The following is a 17,249-nucleotide window of genomic DNA, read 5'->3' on the forward strand; positions in this document are numbered from 1 at the left end:
CTTAAGCCACTTAGCACCCCTCGGGATGGAAACGCTTCATTCACGCCTCTCTTACTTCATGACTATGCATCCTTGTATACGGAGAGCCATTTCAAAATTACGTATGAATGTTTGCATGAATAAGAAATGACGAAGGAGGCTCGTTGATGAGAGAAGGCAAAAGAAGCAAAGTATGGATCTCCAGAATGGTTATAGGGGTGATGGTTCTTCAGCTTGCAGCTCCCGGAATCTCGGCCGCAGCCGAATCCAAGGCTGATGTTGAGGAAGCATTCAGTCCACAGGTGAACATGGGATTACCGGTTACGGATGCGGTCTATCATATTCCCAAGGCTGACGAGGGGTTGTCAGTTACAGATACAGTCTATCAAATCCAGAATCCAAGCTTCGAAACCGGGGATATGTCAGGCTGGACGGTTGTCAGAGGTCAAGCGTTCGGTCAGGACAGTGTATCGGACGAAACTACTTGGTGGGCGGAACAAATCCCGTACAATCAGGAAGGTGCTTATCATCTAAACGGCTGGAAGCATGACGAGGCTGCGACCGGCGTGCTTCGTTCCAGCACCTTCGAACTGGGCGGCAGCGGCTGGATCAGCTTCAAGCTTGGGGGCGCGAAAAATCCAAACAAAGCATATGTAAATATCGTGGAAGCCAAGACGGGTCAAGTGATTGCCCGGTATGGCAATAGCGCCTTCGCTGACGTTGGTTTCCCGAATCCCGCACAGGGCCTGCGGCTTGCCAATATGGAGCAATATAAGGCAGATCTTTCCGAATATCTGGGCAAGAAGCTGTACGTGGAGATCGTCGATAATGCAACGACGGACTGGGGAGTGGTATTTGCGGATGCGTTCTTCATGTACCATGAATCCGAGCCTGCGGAAGGGATTGCCGCCACGGATATCAAGCCGGATTTTAAACGCTATCAAATCCAGAATCCAAGCTTTGAAACCGGGGATATGACAGGCTGGACGGTTGTGGAAGGCGAAGCGTTTGGTCCGAACAGTGTGTCGGACCAAACAACCTATTGGGTTGAACAAATCCCGTACAATCAGGAAGGTACTTATCATTTAAACGGTTTGAAGTATAACGAGACAGCGACAGGTAAGCTTCACTCCAGCACCTTCGAGCTGGGCGGAACAGGCTGGATTACCTTCAGACTGGGCGGTGGCAAGCATACAGATCAAGTGTATGTAAGCGTCATAGATGCGGATACGGGAGACTTGATTGCCAGGTACGGCAACACCGAATTTAACGAGTCCGGATTCCCTGATCCGGCACAGGGCTTGAGACTCGCGAATATGGAGCAATATAAAGCCGATCTCTCCAAGTATATCGGCAAGAAGCTGTATGTGGAGATCGTCGATAATGGGCACGCGGATTGGGGAGTAATCTTTGCGGACGCCTTCAACACCTTCAATGAACTCATACCGGAAGAAGGAGTTATGGCGGATAACATTATGCCGACCGAAATCCAGAATCGCAGTTTTGAAACCGGAAATTTAGAGAGCTGGACCGTTGAAGGCAATGCTTTTCAAGTGACTGATGAAGCTATGGCCGGTAAAGAAGGGAACTTCTATGCCAAGTCCTCCTTGGAAGGACAGGGTTCGATTACCTCCAATACCTTCAAGCTTCAGGGAACCGGGACTATTAACTTCACTGTCGTAGGCATCGATAATCCGCAGGACGCCTACGTCGCATTATATGAAGCCAGCACTAACACGTTGCTTGAGAAGACCGGGGATGTCAGTGCGAATGAGAAGATTTCCTGGAAAATGCAGAAGCACTACAATAAGAGGCTTTATATCAAGGTTATCGATCAATCCAATCAAGCCAGTATTGCGGTTGACGCTTTTCAAGCTCATAATACGGGCACCATTTTCTACATGAGTCTTGATGAAGGTGCAGGAAAAAAGGCGTTTGAGGAAGTAAGCAATCTTCAACACGATGTGAGCTATGTATTTAACAACGCCAGATACATGGCCTCCAAGGATCCAAGATGGACTCCGCGCGGAGTAAAAGGCGGGGCCTTGCTGTTTGACGGATACTCAAATGATATCGAGGTCAATGCAAAGGATACCATTCCTGTAAGTGACGCGTTAACGCTTGAAGCCTGGGTTGCTCCGCGCAGCTATGAATGGGGCGATGGCAACAAGCTGTCTGCTATCGTGAACCAGTCCGATCAGGATAATGCGGAAGGCTTCTCACTTGGCATGTATCGGCATGGCACATGGTCGATGCAGGTCGGGATCGGCGGCCAGTGGATTCAGGTATGGGTCAAAGACCATCCACTCGAAAAATACAAATGGAATTACGTAGCAGCTACGTTCGACAAAAAAGACGGAATCATTAAATTATATTTAAATGGTCAGGAAGTAGCTTCTCAAGCAACCCCTGTCAACGTTCCGATCTCACCTTCTACGGAAAATCTGATGATCGGCAAAAACAATAGACCTGTAGAGTTTGCGGGCCTGTTCTCCTACAATATGTTCAGCGGACTTATCGATGAAGTGAAACTGCAGAACAAAGCGCTCACGGGTCAAGAGATCCTTACTGAGTATGAGAATGTGAAGGCGCTTCACGGCGGCGCGGTTCCAGAAATTCCAAATGGTGATATTGATGAGGACCCTAGTGTATTCGATGGTGATCAGCACCGTCCCCAGTACCATGCGATGCCTCCGCAAAACTGGATGAATGAAGCGCATGCGCCGATTTATTTTAACGGCAAATACCATTTATTTTATCAGCATAACCCGCAAGGTCCATTCTGGCATCAAATCCACTGGGGACATTGGGTTAGTGACGATATGGTTCACTGGGAAAATGTGAGGCCTGCTCTTGCCCCCGAAGCGGGCACCCTTGATCCGGACGGCGCATGGTCAGGCAGTGCAGCGTATGATCGCGACGGAAATCCCGTGCTCTTTTATACCGCCGGCAATGACTCCCTGTCCCCGAACCAAAGAACTGGGCTGGCGACTCCGGCGGATTTGTCCGATACAAATTTAGAGCAATGGGTGAAATATCCTGAACCGGTAACGGAGCAGAACGGGGATGGCATTCATAACGAGTTTCGGGACCCATTTGTATGGTACGACGAAGAGGTAGATAAGTGGTATCAGCTAGTGACGTCCGGCCAACAGGACTTCAGCAGCGGCACAGCTTTAGTGTATGTGTCCGACGATATGTACAACTGGGAGTATAAGGGGCCGTTATACGTTAGTGACAGAAGCCAGTATCCAGAGCTCGGTACGGTATGGGAACTGCCCGTATTATTGCCGTTAGGCAAGGACAGTACGGGCAAGCAAAAGTATATTTTCATGATTAATCCCCATGAAAAGCCGGAGCAAGTTCCTCCAGCGAACGATGTGCAAAGAGATGTTGAGGTCTTTTATTGGATTGGCACCTGGGACCGGGATAACTTCAAATTTATACCTGACCAGGAGTCGCCATCCAAAATGGATGTGGGTGATGGCTATTTAACCGCAGAGAGCGGAATGGTCACACCTGACGGAAGAACGGTCGTTTACTCCATGGTGCAAAATGTAAGAACACCACAGGCTGAATATCAAGCCGGATGGGCTCATAATCTGGCACTGCCAGTTTCCCTAAGCCTGGACGACCACGATAAATTGCGCATTGAACCCATTGAGGAATTGCAGAGTCTCCGAGGTACTAAATTGGTTGATTTTGCAGACAAAAACTTGGAGGCCGCCAATCAATTGATCCAAAATGTCAAAGGTGACATGCTGGAGATTGTGATGGAAATTGATCCGGGCGAGGCTCAGAAATTTGGTCTCAAGGTGCGACGCTCCGATAACGGCCAGGAGGAAACCCTGATTTACTACGACAAGACAAACGGGACTTTCAATGTGGATCGCACTAAGAGCAGCGTTGATCCGGATGTGCGTGTGGACGGCATTCAAGGCGGATACGTGGATCTTGACGGAGAGAACTTGAAGCTCCATATTTTCCTCGACCGTTCGGTTGTTGAAGCCTTTGCCAATTACAAGAAAAAGCTGACAACCCGCGTCTACGTTGGCAGATACGACTCATTGGGCTTACAGGTCTGGGCTGACAACGATATTACTCTCAAGTCGATGGAAGTATGGAATATGAATGCCTTGACGGGTGAACCGGCTGCTCCGGTCGATGTTCCTGATAACTGGGATAACTCTGTGTACACCGATATTACAGATCTGCCTAATCATGATTTTGTCACAGGAGACTTAACAGGCTGGATTACAGAAGGGGACGCTTTCCAGGATGTCCATGTGAGCGACGAACAGTTTTTCTGGGACACGATCTACTTCAATCCGTCGCATAAAATTCCTGGCGGCTATCATTTGTGGGGCTTCAACGAGGAAGCCGGCGGTGACAGCTTAACGGGAACGCTGAAATCGCAGAATTTCGTCCTTGGCGGGAACGGTAAGATCAACTTCCTGGTCAGCGGGGGGCGTGATATCGACAAGCTGTATGTTGCGCTGGTCCGGGCATCGGATGGCAAAGAACTATTTAAAGAGACAGCCACTAATTATGAGGAGTATCAACGGAAGATTTGGGATGCATCGCAGTATATCGGCCAGGAGCTTTACATCAAGGTGGTTGACCAATCCACAGGCGGTTTCGGACATATTAATGTCGATGATTTCAATGTACCGGTTAAGGTGCAAAATCCGAATAATCCGACCGATCCAACTGAACCAAACGGTCCAAGCGATCCAACCGATACAACTGTCCCAACTAGTCCTCCGAGTAACCCTGTGATCCCTGCAAGTAAACCGAACAGCCAGAACAGCTTGTCATTCGAAATGGCAAAGGGAGAGCGGAAGGTGCTATTTCCGGTGACAATGGCGGCAAATGACGGCAAGAATGCCCTTAAGGTTAAAAACACAGATGTGGAAATCGAAGTTCCCGCAGAAGTACTAAAGGAATTACAGGCGATGGTCACGGACAGCGAGCTTGAACATGCGAAGATCTCTTTTGAAATGGATACTTTATCTTCAGAGCAAAGCAAAGAACTGCTTGCACGGGTCGGACAGAAGAATCACGCAGACATCTCTGTAACCGGGGAGGTCTACGACTTCAAATTGTCTATCGTGAAGGCCGATGGAACGGCGCTTACGCTTGAGAAATTCTCCAAGCCCGTAACAATCAGGCTGAGTGCAAAGGAGAATTCCCGCCAGGATCTGACGGGCATTTATTACATCGCCGATGACGGCAGACTGGAGTATATGGGCGGAACCTATTCAGGCGATAAATGGACGACGAATGTGAGCCATTTCAGTAAGTTTGCCATCCTTACTTATGACAAATCCTTTGAAGATGTTAATGCCTCTTATTGGGCCCATGACGTGATTAAAAGGATGGCTGCGAAGCAAATTGTCTTAGGTGTAAGTGAAACGGCATTTGCACCGAAGCAAAAGGTGAGCAGGGCTGAATTCGCTTCCTTGATCACCCGTGCACTCGGAATCCAGGCTTCGAGCCCGGCTGCATTCAAGGATGTTGATCCAACGAAAGGGGACACTTCTTTGATTGCCGCAGCATACGAAGCGGGAATTGTTAACGGAAGAAGCACAGATATCTTTGCACCGGAGGAAACCATAAGCCGTGAAGAAATGGCAGCCATGATATACAAAGCGTATCAGTTCCATACAGGACAGAACACGGCCGCTAATCGCTTGAGTAATTTTAAGGATGCTGGTACGATTAGCGGCTGGGCTGCAAATGCGGTCGCTGCCGTACAGGAGCTTGGCTTAATCAGCGGTCGCGGGAACCAATTATTCATGCCACATGAACATGTAAACCGTGCAGAAAGTGCACAAGTTATCTCGCTATTGCTTGACAAAGTCAATAAATAACTGCTAAAGGAAAGCCGGGGAAGCAAGGTGATGTTGCCTTCGCCATGACTCCGGCTTTCTCTGTTTTATACCGAGTAAGCAAGTGAGTAATATATATCTTGCTAAGGAAGGAGTTCCCAGCATGAATGAATCTGAGCGAGAGCAGAGGGTTTATACGTATAAAGACCTTGTGAGAAGACTATATGATCTGGAAGTTCTGGCGGTCCCACCGCAGGCCGGTGAGAAATCCGGCTGTTTCTCCAGCTTTGACCGGAGATCTGTTTATAATGCCGAGACGGGCCTATACGAGGATTGGGGGGCTAATGATGACGGAGGAGGTTTCATCCGTAAGGAAGGTGAGAGTATTGTCGCCATGGAATTGGATGGTCCTGGTGTGATCTGGAGATTCTGGTCAGCCCTTCCCGAGAAGGGGCATATCCGGATATACATAGATCATTCCGATACCCCTGTGATCGATCAGCCCTTCCGGGATTATTTTGACAGATTTAATCAGGAGGATGCCCCATCCAACTTTCCTAATCTGGCGCCTACGCTATCACGCGGAAGAAACTGCTTTATCCCCATATCCTTTCAAGAGCACTGCAAAGTGCTTCTGGACAAAGGCTGGGGCGCTTATTATCACATTACCTATACCACGTTCCCTTCCAATGTCCATCTGCCATCTTTTGACGGCAGCATAGACAAAGTGTCGGCTATTGCACTGGCAGAAGCGGACCGGATTCTACAGCAAAGGGGAACCCATTATTTTAAGAAAGCAGAAGGAGCCTCTGACGAGATTGCTACTGTAACGGTAAATGTACCGGCAGGCGGCAAAGCCGTGCTATTTGACAAACAAGGGGCAGGCGCTCTTTCTATGATTCGCATCAGAACAGCTATTGGACGAAAGAGTGAGGAACAGCAACGGATTTTGGCCAGACAATTGACCATCTCTATGAAATGGGATAATGAAAAAATCCCTTCTGTATGGGCTCCTTTGGGTGATTTTTTTGGTAGCGCGCCGGGGATTAAGCCCTATCGCTCTCTGCCTCTAGGAATGAATGAACATGAAATGTACAGCTATTGGTATATGCCGTTCTCAGAAGCCGCAATAATTGAAATTCAAAATGACGGAACGGAACCATGCGAGTTAACGGCTGAATTCCAATATATATCTTTAATAAAATCCTCAGCGGATAATCTCTTGCGTTTTCATGCCAAATGGCACCGGGATGAGTTTCTGAATCTTGATACGGAACGCTTTGCGGAAGGCGGTGACCGTTGGCCGGATTGGCCGCTATTGCTTACAAAAGGCCGGGGAAGATTCTGCGGTGTTCATCTTCACGTATACAATACCTGGGAGAAGCCGGAGGAGGAAGCCGGGACATGGTGGTATGGGATAGGAGACCGGAAAACCATTGACTGGTGGTGGGGCGAAGGAGACGAGAAGTTTTTTGTGGATGGCGAAACCTTTCCGTCCACTTTCGGAACAGGCAGCGAGGACTATATTGGCTATGCCTGGGCGGCAGAGCCGCCCTTTCCCATGTTCGATAGCGCCTTTGCCAGTCAGCCCTTTGTTGAACTAGATGCCAATGGACACACCTCTGTGAATCGTTTTCAAATCTGCGACAATATTCCGTTCATGAATTCCTTTGAAGGCTATATAGAGAAATATAAAGGAAATCAGTGGGGTCTTAATAACCAGTGTTTGTATGCCGCCACCGTGTATTGGTATCAGGATCGGGGCACAAGAGATCCTTATATGCCGGTTTTACTAAATGAACGTTTAGCCACTTAGAACTATGGGAGGAATAGTTAATGAAAGAATTTTTTTATCGTCCGGATAATGCTTGGGTAGGGGACGTTATTCCCTATTACGAAGATGGAGAGTTTAAGTTGTTCTATCTTCACGGGTGGAGAGACAACTACCGGGAAGGTCTTGATCATGGCTGGCATTTGCTAGGCACGAAAGATTTCGTGAATTACAGGGAAGATGGAGCTTGCAAGATCGAAGGCGGAACCGGCCATATCCTCAAGGTTGATGATATCTATCATATGTTCTACTGTATTTTTCCTGAAGGAAAACAGTTTGCCTGTCATGCCGTCAGCAAGGATCTGCAAACATGGGAGCCTATTCCTGAAGACACTTTTGGTCCGGACGGCGAAATTTATGAGCTGGCGGACTGGCGCGATCCCTTTGTATTCTGGAATGAAGAAGAGGGCCAATACTGGATGCTGATCGCAGCCCTGGCGAAAGGACCGACCAACCGGAAAGGCTGCACCGGTCTGCTGTCGTCCAAGGATCTCAAGCATTGGGAGTACCGTGAGCCGCTGTACGCACCGAACCTGCATGTAGGCGCGCATGAGTGCCCGGACTTGTTCCGGATAGGAGAATGGTGGTATCTGATCTATTCTTCTTATACGGGGCGTTTCGGCACTTTTTACCGGATGAGCCGGTCTTTAAACGGGCCGTGGATTACTCCGCAGGAAGAGGCTTTTGATGGACGTGCTTATTATGCGGCCAAGTCGGTATCCGATGGGCAAAAACGTTATTTGTTTGGCTGGAATCCGACGAAAGATGACGATCTGTTCGGCTGGAATCCGCCTAAAGCTTCAGGCAAAGACTATGACACCTGGGATTGGGGCGGCAACATGGTTGTGCATGAAATCCTTCAGCGTCCGGATGGGACATTAGGCGTGAAAATTCCGGAAACCATAGACTCGGCTTTTGCCCGGCAGGTGCCCGCTCATTTTCATGGAGTTGCTGGAGAGTGGTCGATTACGGACGATGCGATCTCATGCGATTCCCCTTATGCCTTTGCCGGCTGCATCACAGAGGAGGAACTGCCTGATTTGTGCAAGATTTCTGCAGCCGTTCGATTCTCCGGGTCGACCCAAGGTCTGGGAATGATGCTTCGGGCGGGCCAAGGTTTGGATTTTGCCTACTACATCACACTGGAACCCCATCGCAGCCGAATTACCTTCCGTGGGCCGATTATGCAATCTGAAGAGGGGGGTAAAACCTTCCCTTATGATGTGGAACTGGAACGTCCGCTCAAGCTGCTGCCGGAACAGGAGTATGAGCTGAAGGTATTCGTGGACGGCACGATTTGTGAAATTTATGTCGGAGGGGAAGTGGCTTTGAGTGCCAGAATATATGATATTCAGCACGGGAAGCTTGCCTTATTCGTCAGTCAAGGTACAGCGGAGTTTAAACGGGTCAAGATAGAAACTTTAGGAGATATAAGCATTCCAGAATAAGAGAGGAAAAACCATTGTATATCCTTTTTTCATTAGCATAATCAGGAATAATCAGACTAAGAGCGTCCCAAAGGGGCGCTCAGATTGTCGAGAAACCCAGGTCATTTTTATGACTGTGGGTTTCTTTTTACGTTCAGGCAGAGGTGAAATGGGGAAAAGGAGGGGGTTACCCCCGCTTTTCCAGGCGATCCAGGTGGATCGCTATCTTTTTCATGTTCTGCACGGAAGCCGTCATCAGTGCTTGTTCCCTGACGTTTGGAAGTCCGTGCAAACGGCAATAGCGAAACCCATGGAGCTCTTTAGCATCCGCGAAGCTTCGCTCTATTGTCTCTTTTCGTTTGCGGTATAACTTCTTGCCGGACGTGCTTAGCCGGTTTTTACGGACCCATTCTTTGCTGTCCTCCCACACGTGCCTCGTCACCACTTTTCGGTGATTTCGGGACTGTGTACATTGCTCCAGCAACGGGCAACTTTTGCAATGTTCCGGATCGGAAGCGTACTGCCGGTAACCCTTGCGGTCTGTGGTTCGGTATTTCAGTTCGTGACTCGCTGGACAAACATATAGATTACGTTCGGCATCAAAGGTAAACTTCCACTTCGGAAACAAGCCTTGCTTGGGATGAAATCTCCGGTGAGCAATCACGGCAAAGATCTTTCGACGTTGTAGTCCCCGGCAAATCGGTGTAGTCAAATAACCTGAATCAAGTGCAACAGCTTCTACGGCAAATCCAAAACGTTCTCGTTGGCGATCTAAACGCAACAAATAGGGCACGGAATCATGAACATTTCCGGGCGTCACGTGCACATCAGTAATGAGATTGTATTTGGTATCGACTGTACGGTGGTCCAAATAAAAGAAGCCTTCTGGTTTGCCATCTCGAATCATATATCCACTGTCTGGATCGGTTTTGCTCACTTTAATTTCTTTTTCTTCGTTCACTTCCTCTCTGAGTTTTAGGGCTTTTTTCCATGCTCTTTCCGGTCTTCGGCCACGGCGGCATTGAGCTCGTCCACGTAATCCTTGGTATTTTGTAGCACTTGTTGTTTCGTGTACTGGTGTTTATTCGCATTGGCCTTCACATGAGTAGAGTCGGTTACGAGAACACGTCCGCCAACCATTCGGTGTGAAATTGCTTGGAGAACAATCTCATCGAAAATATCTTGGAAGATGCTCGTATCTTTAAACCGGGTTCGTCGGTTCCAGCTAATCGTCGAATGGTCTGGAACCTTATCTGTCAATCCCAGTCCTAAAAACCAGCGATAGGCTAAATTGGTTTGGATCTCTCGCTCCAATTGACGTTCAGAACGAATACCGTAAAAGTAACCGAGAAAAATCATTTTAAATAAGACGACAGGATCAATGGCAGGACGACCATTATCTGCACAGTATAACGGTCGAACTATTTCATCGATAAAGGAAAAATCGATATATTTATCTACTTTGCGCAGCAAATGGTCTTGTGGCACTAGATCTTCGATTGAAACAAACTCGTAGGCTTGCTGTTTTTCTCGGTTGGACCGCAACATACCAAACACCATCCGTTCTATAAATAGTTACCTATATTATACAACATTAACGCGGTGTCGTCTTAAATTATTTACATATAAATAAGGCTGTCGAGACTTTCTCGACAGCCTGAGCGTCCCAAAGGGGCGCTCTTTCTTGTATATCTGGCTGTCTCGCTTGGGAACACACTTCCCCATGGACTCCCGGGTGAAAAGGCCGGATCGCTCAAGCTATATATTCGACAAAACCGGCGAAGATATGAAAGGATTTTCTCCGACCAAACAATTTCCAAGGACCTCGGCATCAGCCGCAGTTATATCCATAAGTGCCTTAATGTCCGGAAGGGTTGTAATTGTCATGGAAGGCACTCCTTTTGTTCTGGTCGCCCCTATGACCTTCTGGATGCTTGCCCAATCCCCGGAGGATTATTACGAGCGGTTTCCATTAGGGTCATTTTTTCGTTGAATTCGTTTAATAGCACTCTTCATTGTAACATTCCTGCCTTCACTGAATTTTCATGACCGCCGCAAATTATTATTTCTATCTTGTAGCCGGGATCAGCCAGATCACCAAAAAGTGGAACAAGTACATCTGTTATCTGCCGTTGTTATTCATATTTTCCGTGAGTATGTATCCACGGCCCGGATCTATTTCTGATTGGATTTCCTGTAGACTGCCGGAGTAACACCATATCTTTTTTTGAAAGCAATATAGAAGGTATTTAATGAAGAAAAGCCATATTTCAGTACGATGGGTTCAATCGGCGCTTCGCTGGATATCAGCTCCTCGCAGATGATGCTTAGACGCTTCTCGGATATCGTTTCCGTAATGGAGCGGTTCGTCTCGTTCTTGTACAAATTTCTAATATAATTTACCGACAGGCCAAGCTCATCGGAGAGCATCTTAACGGACAAATTAGCATCGGTCAGATGTGCTTCGATGAGCCGTTCAACCTGCCCGACCAGACCGGCATTTCTTGAGACACTGCGGACGGCTGCGATCTCATCCAGAAATTTGGCGGATACTGCTGCCATCCACTCCACAACGGCTTCAAGCGTTTCGAGCTTAATAATCTGATTCTCTACCGAGGTCAGACTCCAGGAGCTGGGCAACACGGGTTGGTGGGTGATCTCCTGCATCGAGCGGCGGATTTCCATGAATAAAGTGATTAATGACATTTTGCATTCGAAGTATGGCCGTTCTCTAAGCGAAGAAATAGCCATATACAGGCTATCAAGGAAGGCAGAAGCATCCGCTCTATGGATGGCCTGTACCATTTGCCGTTCCAGCTCCAGCGGCATATGATACAGCTCGGCAGGACTTGCATCTGCATACTCCTCTATAACAAATGCTCCTTGCCCTAAACGGAAACGTTCTTGGGTCAACTCATAGGTCTCCATATAACCCTCATGAAGTTCGTTCAACCCTTCCAAATACTTGCCACAGGCTACTGTGGTTCCGATGGATAGAAATTGTGCTACCAGCCGCTGCGCCTGCTGAAGCTTCCCGGCATACATAGCCGCAGATTGCCCCCTGCCAACCGGGAGAATCACTGCAACATGATCTTTGCCCATATCAACGGTAAGAATCCCTTTCATAGCATCTGTCTGCAGGGATTCCTGGATAATATTAGCCATGGCGAAGCGCAACAGCCGCTGGTCTTTCTCCGAATACCGCACTGTAAAGGAAGCAAACTGGTCTATCCGGAAGATAGCTACAGATACTCCCTCCTCAGACAGTTCAATGCCGAGCTCGCTGCAATTGTTGCGGATTTCCGCAATGGATAAGGTAAGCCCCCCCAATAATTCACGTATAAACCGCTCCCGGGCCAGAAACTTGTTCTTCCGCCCATGCTCGGTCAGCTCATGGATCCGCTCATTCTGGGAGACAAATACCTGGGATAAATACACCAGCTCATTGGCTTCGTTCTGCCCGTCCAGCTGCTCCGCATGATGCTGCTCCATAACATTGTGAACAAGCTCCTGGATTGGCGAATACACCCGTTTCGACAATAGAATGATCACCCACAGGGAAGCGGCAAACAGTCCTGCAAACAGTAGCAGTGTCAAATTCCGCAGCCATGTGATTTTGCTTAAGATTATCGATTTGGGAATCGTCTCGATAAATCTCCAGTTTTGGATGCCATTGATGGAGGTATTGGCGTAGACCAGCATTTGCTCCGGGGATTTCTGCGGCTTAACGATCTTCCAGCCGTTCGCCTCCTTTTCCACGGCCTGGCTGAACTCTTGTATCTGTTCTGCGTCCAGCTTTACGGTGCTGAAGACAAGCTCTTTTTTGTCATTGAGCACAAAGACGCTGGTCTCTAGAACATTGCTGTTATTCTGCAGCAGCGTCATGATATTGTCAGCATCGACGTTCAGTACGAAAGCGGAAATAGATTTGCCGGTCTCATAGGGGACGATAGCCGTAATCACTTTCTTCTCCTTACCGGATTCCAGCGGCAGCATAAGGGTCCGGGGAATAAGAAAGGCTCCGTCAGTCAGTTTCCGGGTCCGCAGCCGCTGTAATACCTCCTGGTCATAGAAGCTGTCAAATTCATTCACGCCCAGCCGGGAATCGATAATTTGATGCGTATAATCATTAATCAGATAGACCGAATCGATGGATGGATTTCCCTTCTTGATGTTCATCAGCCGGCTCCACACCGCATAGGTGTCCAGGTCACTGTGCTGCTCTGAGAGCGCATAAGACTCGATCTGGACATCGGAGCTCGAGGAATAAGCATAATTGATAGACCATTCCATGAGCTGCGCTGTATTCTTGGCTCCATTGACTAACAGAGACTCGGAGTGGTCGCCGATTTCCTTGAGCAGGGTCTTTGAGGATAGAGAATAGAGGGCAATGAATGAAACCGCCAGTACGATAATATTGGCGCTGACAAAATAAATGATGATTTTGATAAAAGTGGAGCGTTGCTTCAAAAAATTCAACCGGGATAGTTTGAATCTAGGCATGTTGTACCCCCGTCTGTATCTCTGTGGATTGATAAGGCAGGTTAATTGTATCATATCGCTGCTTCTGATAAAGACAATTGATGGTTCCTGAAACTGTGATGCTTTTGGGAAGTCCGCCGATTCATGCATACAGTAGACATTGTTAATTCCCGCAATGGTCTGGAGTATCAAAGCCTGATATGTTTTTCCCAGACAAAGCTTTCACGAATTATTCACGAGGGGGTACACAGGAATGCCAAATGTCCGGAAACGCGGGGCAGGCTACAAACTGCAGCAAATTGCACGTAATCCTTTTTTATACGGGATGGCGGTGCCGGGATTGCTCTTCTTTCTTATCTTCAGTTATTTTCCGATTTACGGAATCCTGATTGCGTTTAAGAATTATGACTTTTCCAAAGGGATCACCGGAAGTGAATGGGTAGGCTTCCGCAACTTCAATTATTTCTTTACATCGGATGATTTCTGGATCATCCTGCGCAATACACTGCTGCTGAATGTGCTGTTCATTATTTTTACAACGCTTGCAGCGGTTCTTATCGCTCTGATGTTTAATGAGATCCGCAATAAGTATTTCAAACGAATTTCGCAGTCACTGATCTTTCTTCCTTATTTCATGTCATGGATTGTGATCGGCATGCTGGTTCAATCGTTCTTGGGAGGCGAATCTCCACCTGTTAATGCATGGATTCAGAATTTGGGCTTTGAGCCGGTCAATTGGATGTTTGAATCTGCCTTATGGCCATGGATCCTTACGATTATCCGCGTATGGCAGGGAGCCGGCTACTTGTCTATTATCTTTTTGGCGGCTATTACGGGCATCTCCGAGGATTTATATGAAGCAGCGCGGATAGACGGCGCCTCCAAGCTGCAGATTATGCTGCGGATTACCTTACCTCTGCTTGTTCCGACCATTTCCATTATGACCCTTCTGTCGGTAGGCAGAATCTTCAACGGCGACTTTGCCATGATCTATGCGATTATCGGAGATAACTCTCTGCTGTATCCAACGACGGATGTGATTGATACCTTCGTATTCCGTTCCATGCGGCAGCTTCATGATTTCGGGATGTCCTCCGCGGTGGGCTTGTTCCAGTCGGTGATGGGTCTTATCTTCGTGATTATTGCCAATGCGGTTACGCGCAAAATGTCCAAAGAATCCGCTTTGTTCTAGGAGGGAAAACACTTGAAACAGACGTTGTCTGACCGTTTATTTAGCATTTTTGCCTATGCTGTCCTCATCTTGTTCACCCTATTCTGCATTCTTCCATTTCTGCTGATGGTTATCGGCTCGTTTACGGAGGAGAGTGAGCTGATTGTGAACGGCTACACGCTCTTCCCTAAAGCATTCTCAGTTGCCGCATACAAGGCGCTTCTGCATTCGGACGCTTTATACAATGGATATGGCATAACCATAATCATTACAGTTGCGGGTACGATCACTGCACTCTGCATTTCGGCCATGCTGGCCTATTCACTGGCCAATAAGCGCAATGTGCTGCAAACTCCATTTTTACTTTTCTGCTATCTGCCCATGCTGTTCTCTGGAGGAATCATTCCCTTCTATATCGTGGTCAGCCAATGGCTGCATCTGCAAAATACAATCTGGGCGCTGATTCTTCCGCTGCTCTGCCAGCCTTTCCTTGTATTCCTTCTCGTAAGCTTCTTCAGAACGGTTCCGGAGGAGCTGGAGGAAGCGGCACGTATAGACGGCGCCAATGAAATGAGAGTATTCTTTCAGATTATACTTCCGATCTCGAAGCCGATTCTGGCTTCGGTGGGACTGTTCTACGCGCTTTATTATTGGAATGACTGGTATATGGGACTGATGTTTATCGATAACGAGAAGCTGTTCCCGCTGCAGCTGATACTGCGCCGGATGGTCTCTAATATGGAAGCGGCCAAAAATCTGATTCCGGCTTCCGCTGCAATCTCTACCGTGGCGCCGACTTACGGGGTCCGCATGGCAACGACTGTGCTGACTATCGGTCCGATTATCCTGCTCTATCCCATGCTGCAGAAATATTTTGTCAAAGGGCTGACGGTAGGGGCAGTCAAAGGGTAAGCCAGTTTCCGGCATCAACCGGATTTCCGGTTATTGCATATAAGCATTATTATGAATTGGGGAGGGTTATTAAAATGAGATCAAAGAAAATGCTCAGCATCACTATAGCTGCGGTACTGTCACTATCCATGCTTGTATCCGGCTGCGGGGGGAACGGAAACAATAATACCGGAGCAAACACTCCGAATAACGGAGAGGGCAAGGGTCAGAGCAATTCAGCGGACAGCCCGAAGGAGACAGTGGAATTAAAAGCCTATTTCCCGGGTGATAAGCCTTCTGGCTTCGAGGATGTGCTCAAGGCAGTCAATGAAAAGCTGAAAGCGGACAACGTAGGCGCTTCGTTAAATATCAATTTTCTCCCTTGGTCCGATTATGGTAATTCGGTCTCGGTTAAAATGTCGGCAGGCGAGGAATTTGACATGTATCTGGATGCGCCGTGGTTATCGATGTCACAGATGATTGCCAGCGGTTCGATTATTCCGCTGGATGATATGGTAGCTTCGCGCAAGGAATTGAAGGAGTCCATTCCCGATCAAATGTGGGATGCCAACAAATTTGGCGGGAAGATCATGGGTATTCCACTCGGGACTGTGCAGGGAACCTTGTACGGCTTCGTTATCCGCAAGGATCTGCGTGAGAAATACGGGATGCCCGAGCTGAAGACAGTAGCGGATGTGGAGAAATTCCTGTATACCGTCAAAGAAAAGGAAACTACAATTAAGCCGTTTGTAATCGACGGCCGCAAAGCAGATAAGCTTCCGGTATTATTTAATGATACCTTAAATACTGGAAAAGTAAGCTATATTGAGACCTTAGTGCCTATGTTCTATTATTCACTTGAAAATAAGAAGGTTGTAGGCGCGTGGGATGCCAAGACGCTGGACCAATCCTTTGAACGGGCGACAAAGTATTATGAGGACGGCATCCTGTCCAAGAATATTGCCCAGGAGCAGAATGCCCAGACTTTATTCAACCAGGGTAAATATGCGGCAACCTATTATGCGGCTGATGGCGTAGAAGGTCTGAAATACCTGGACGCGCTCAAAATTGATGGAGCCGAGCTTGAAGTGGTGGTTCCCCACGACGAGACCTCCAAGCCGTATTCCAATTATCAGCAGTGGAACTTCCTCACGATTCCCAAAGCTTCTAAGCATGCCGAGCTGGTCATGGATGTAGCCAATTGGCTGTCGGTTAAAGAAAATCACGATCTGCTGGAGTATGGTGTTGAAGGAAAAGACTGGGAAGCGGTAGGCGATTCGAGTTACAAGCAGCTTTCTGCGTATGTGTTCCCCGGGTTTGTGCTCACCTGGCGTCCAACACTGGAGCGTACTCCGGACAACATGCTGGCTGGAGACAAAGAATGGGTTGAAAAGGCCGGAGCGGCTGATTTCTTCAACATAAGCCCCATCACCGGATTCAGCTTTGACGCCGAACAGGTGAAGACCGAATATGCCAAGACCACGCCATTCTTCGATTCTGTATTCCTGCCGCTGTCCCAAGGCGTGCTGCCGGCAGATAAAGGCAAAGAAATGCTGAAGGACAAGATTCTCGGTGTCGGCGGTCAAAAGGTAATTGACGAGATTCAGAAGCAGATCGATGCGGCAGTAGCCAAATAG

At 48.0% G+C, this 17,249-nt stretch carries 9 protein-coding genes; 7 read left to right on the plus strand and 2 right to left on the minus strand.

Annotation, left to right across the window (positions count from 1 at the left end; all coding sequences use genetic code 11):
* The first annotated feature begins 146 nt into the window (after positions 1-146).
* The 3 genes from NST99_RS07725 to NST99_RS07735 all read left to right on the plus strand — a co-directional run bounded on the left by NST99_RS07725 (position 147) and on the right by NST99_RS07735 (position 9,089).
* Positions 147-5,852: a GH32 C-terminal domain-containing protein gene (locus NST99_RS07725; RefSeq protein ID WP_341090854.1), complete on the plus strand. Its 5,706-nt coding sequence runs from the start codon at positions 147-149 to the stop codon at positions 5,850-5,852.
* Positions 5,853-5,973: 121 nt separating this feature from the next.
* Positions 5,974-7,626: a glycoside hydrolase family 172 protein gene (locus NST99_RS07730; RefSeq protein ID WP_341090855.1), complete on the plus strand. Its 1,653-nt coding sequence runs from the start codon at positions 5,974-5,976 to the stop codon at positions 7,624-7,626.
* Positions 7,627-7,646: 20 nt separating this feature from the next.
* Complete coding sequence (locus NST99_RS07735; RefSeq protein WP_341090856.1) at positions 7,647-9,089, plus strand: glycoside hydrolase family 32 protein; 1,443 nt, start codon at positions 7,647-7,649, stop codon at positions 9,087-9,089.
* Between the two features lie 166 nt (positions 9,090-9,255).
* Here NST99_RS07735 and NST99_RS07740 read toward each other — a convergent pair.
* A protein-coding gene (locus NST99_RS07740) for an IS1182 family transposase (protein ID WP_341097586.1) occupies positions 9,256-10,616 on the minus strand; the annotation gives its coding sequence in 2 pieces (ribosomal slippage) (positions 9,256-10,046 and positions 10,046-10,616; 1,362 coding nt in all).
* Between the two features lie 238 nt (positions 10,617-10,854).
* Between NST99_RS07740 and NST99_RS07745 the strand changes: the two genes are divergently transcribed.
* A complete protein-coding gene (locus tag NST99_RS07745) occupies positions 10,855-11,061 on the plus strand; it encodes a spore germination protein (RefSeq protein WP_341097587.1) in 207 nt (68 codons plus the stop codon).
* Between the two features lie 182 nt (positions 11,062-11,243).
* Here NST99_RS07745 and NST99_RS07750 read toward each other — a convergent pair whose 3' ends face one another.
* Positions 11,244-13,571, minus strand: coding sequence for an AraC family transcriptional regulator (locus NST99_RS07750; RefSeq protein ID WP_341090857.1), 2,328 nt, complete (start codon positions 13,569-13,571; stop codon positions 11,244-11,246).
* 232 nt (positions 13,572-13,803) lie between these two features.
* Between NST99_RS07750 and NST99_RS07755 the strand changes: the two genes are divergently transcribed.
* From NST99_RS07755 to NST99_RS07765, 3 genes are all read left to right on the plus strand, one after another.
* Complete coding sequence (locus tag NST99_RS07755) at positions 13,804-14,742, plus strand: ABC transporter permease (protein ID WP_341090858.1); 939 nt, start codon at positions 13,804-13,806, stop codon at positions 14,740-14,742.
* Between the two features lie 12 nt (positions 14,743-14,754).
* Positions 14,755-15,633, plus strand: coding sequence for a carbohydrate ABC transporter permease (locus tag NST99_RS07760; RefSeq protein ID WP_341090859.1), 879 nt, complete (start codon positions 14,755-14,757; stop codon positions 15,631-15,633).
* Between the two features lie 74 nt (positions 15,634-15,707).
* Positions 15,708-17,249, plus strand: a complete 1,542-nt coding sequence (locus NST99_RS07765) for an extracellular solute-binding protein (RefSeq protein WP_341090861.1) — start codon at positions 15,708-15,710, stop codon at positions 17,247-17,249.

This window comes from Paenibacillus sp. FSL L8-0470 (assembly GCF_038008625.1).
Taxonomy (GTDB): Bacteria; Bacillota; Bacilli; order Paenibacillales; family Paenibacillaceae; genus Paenibacillus_AQ.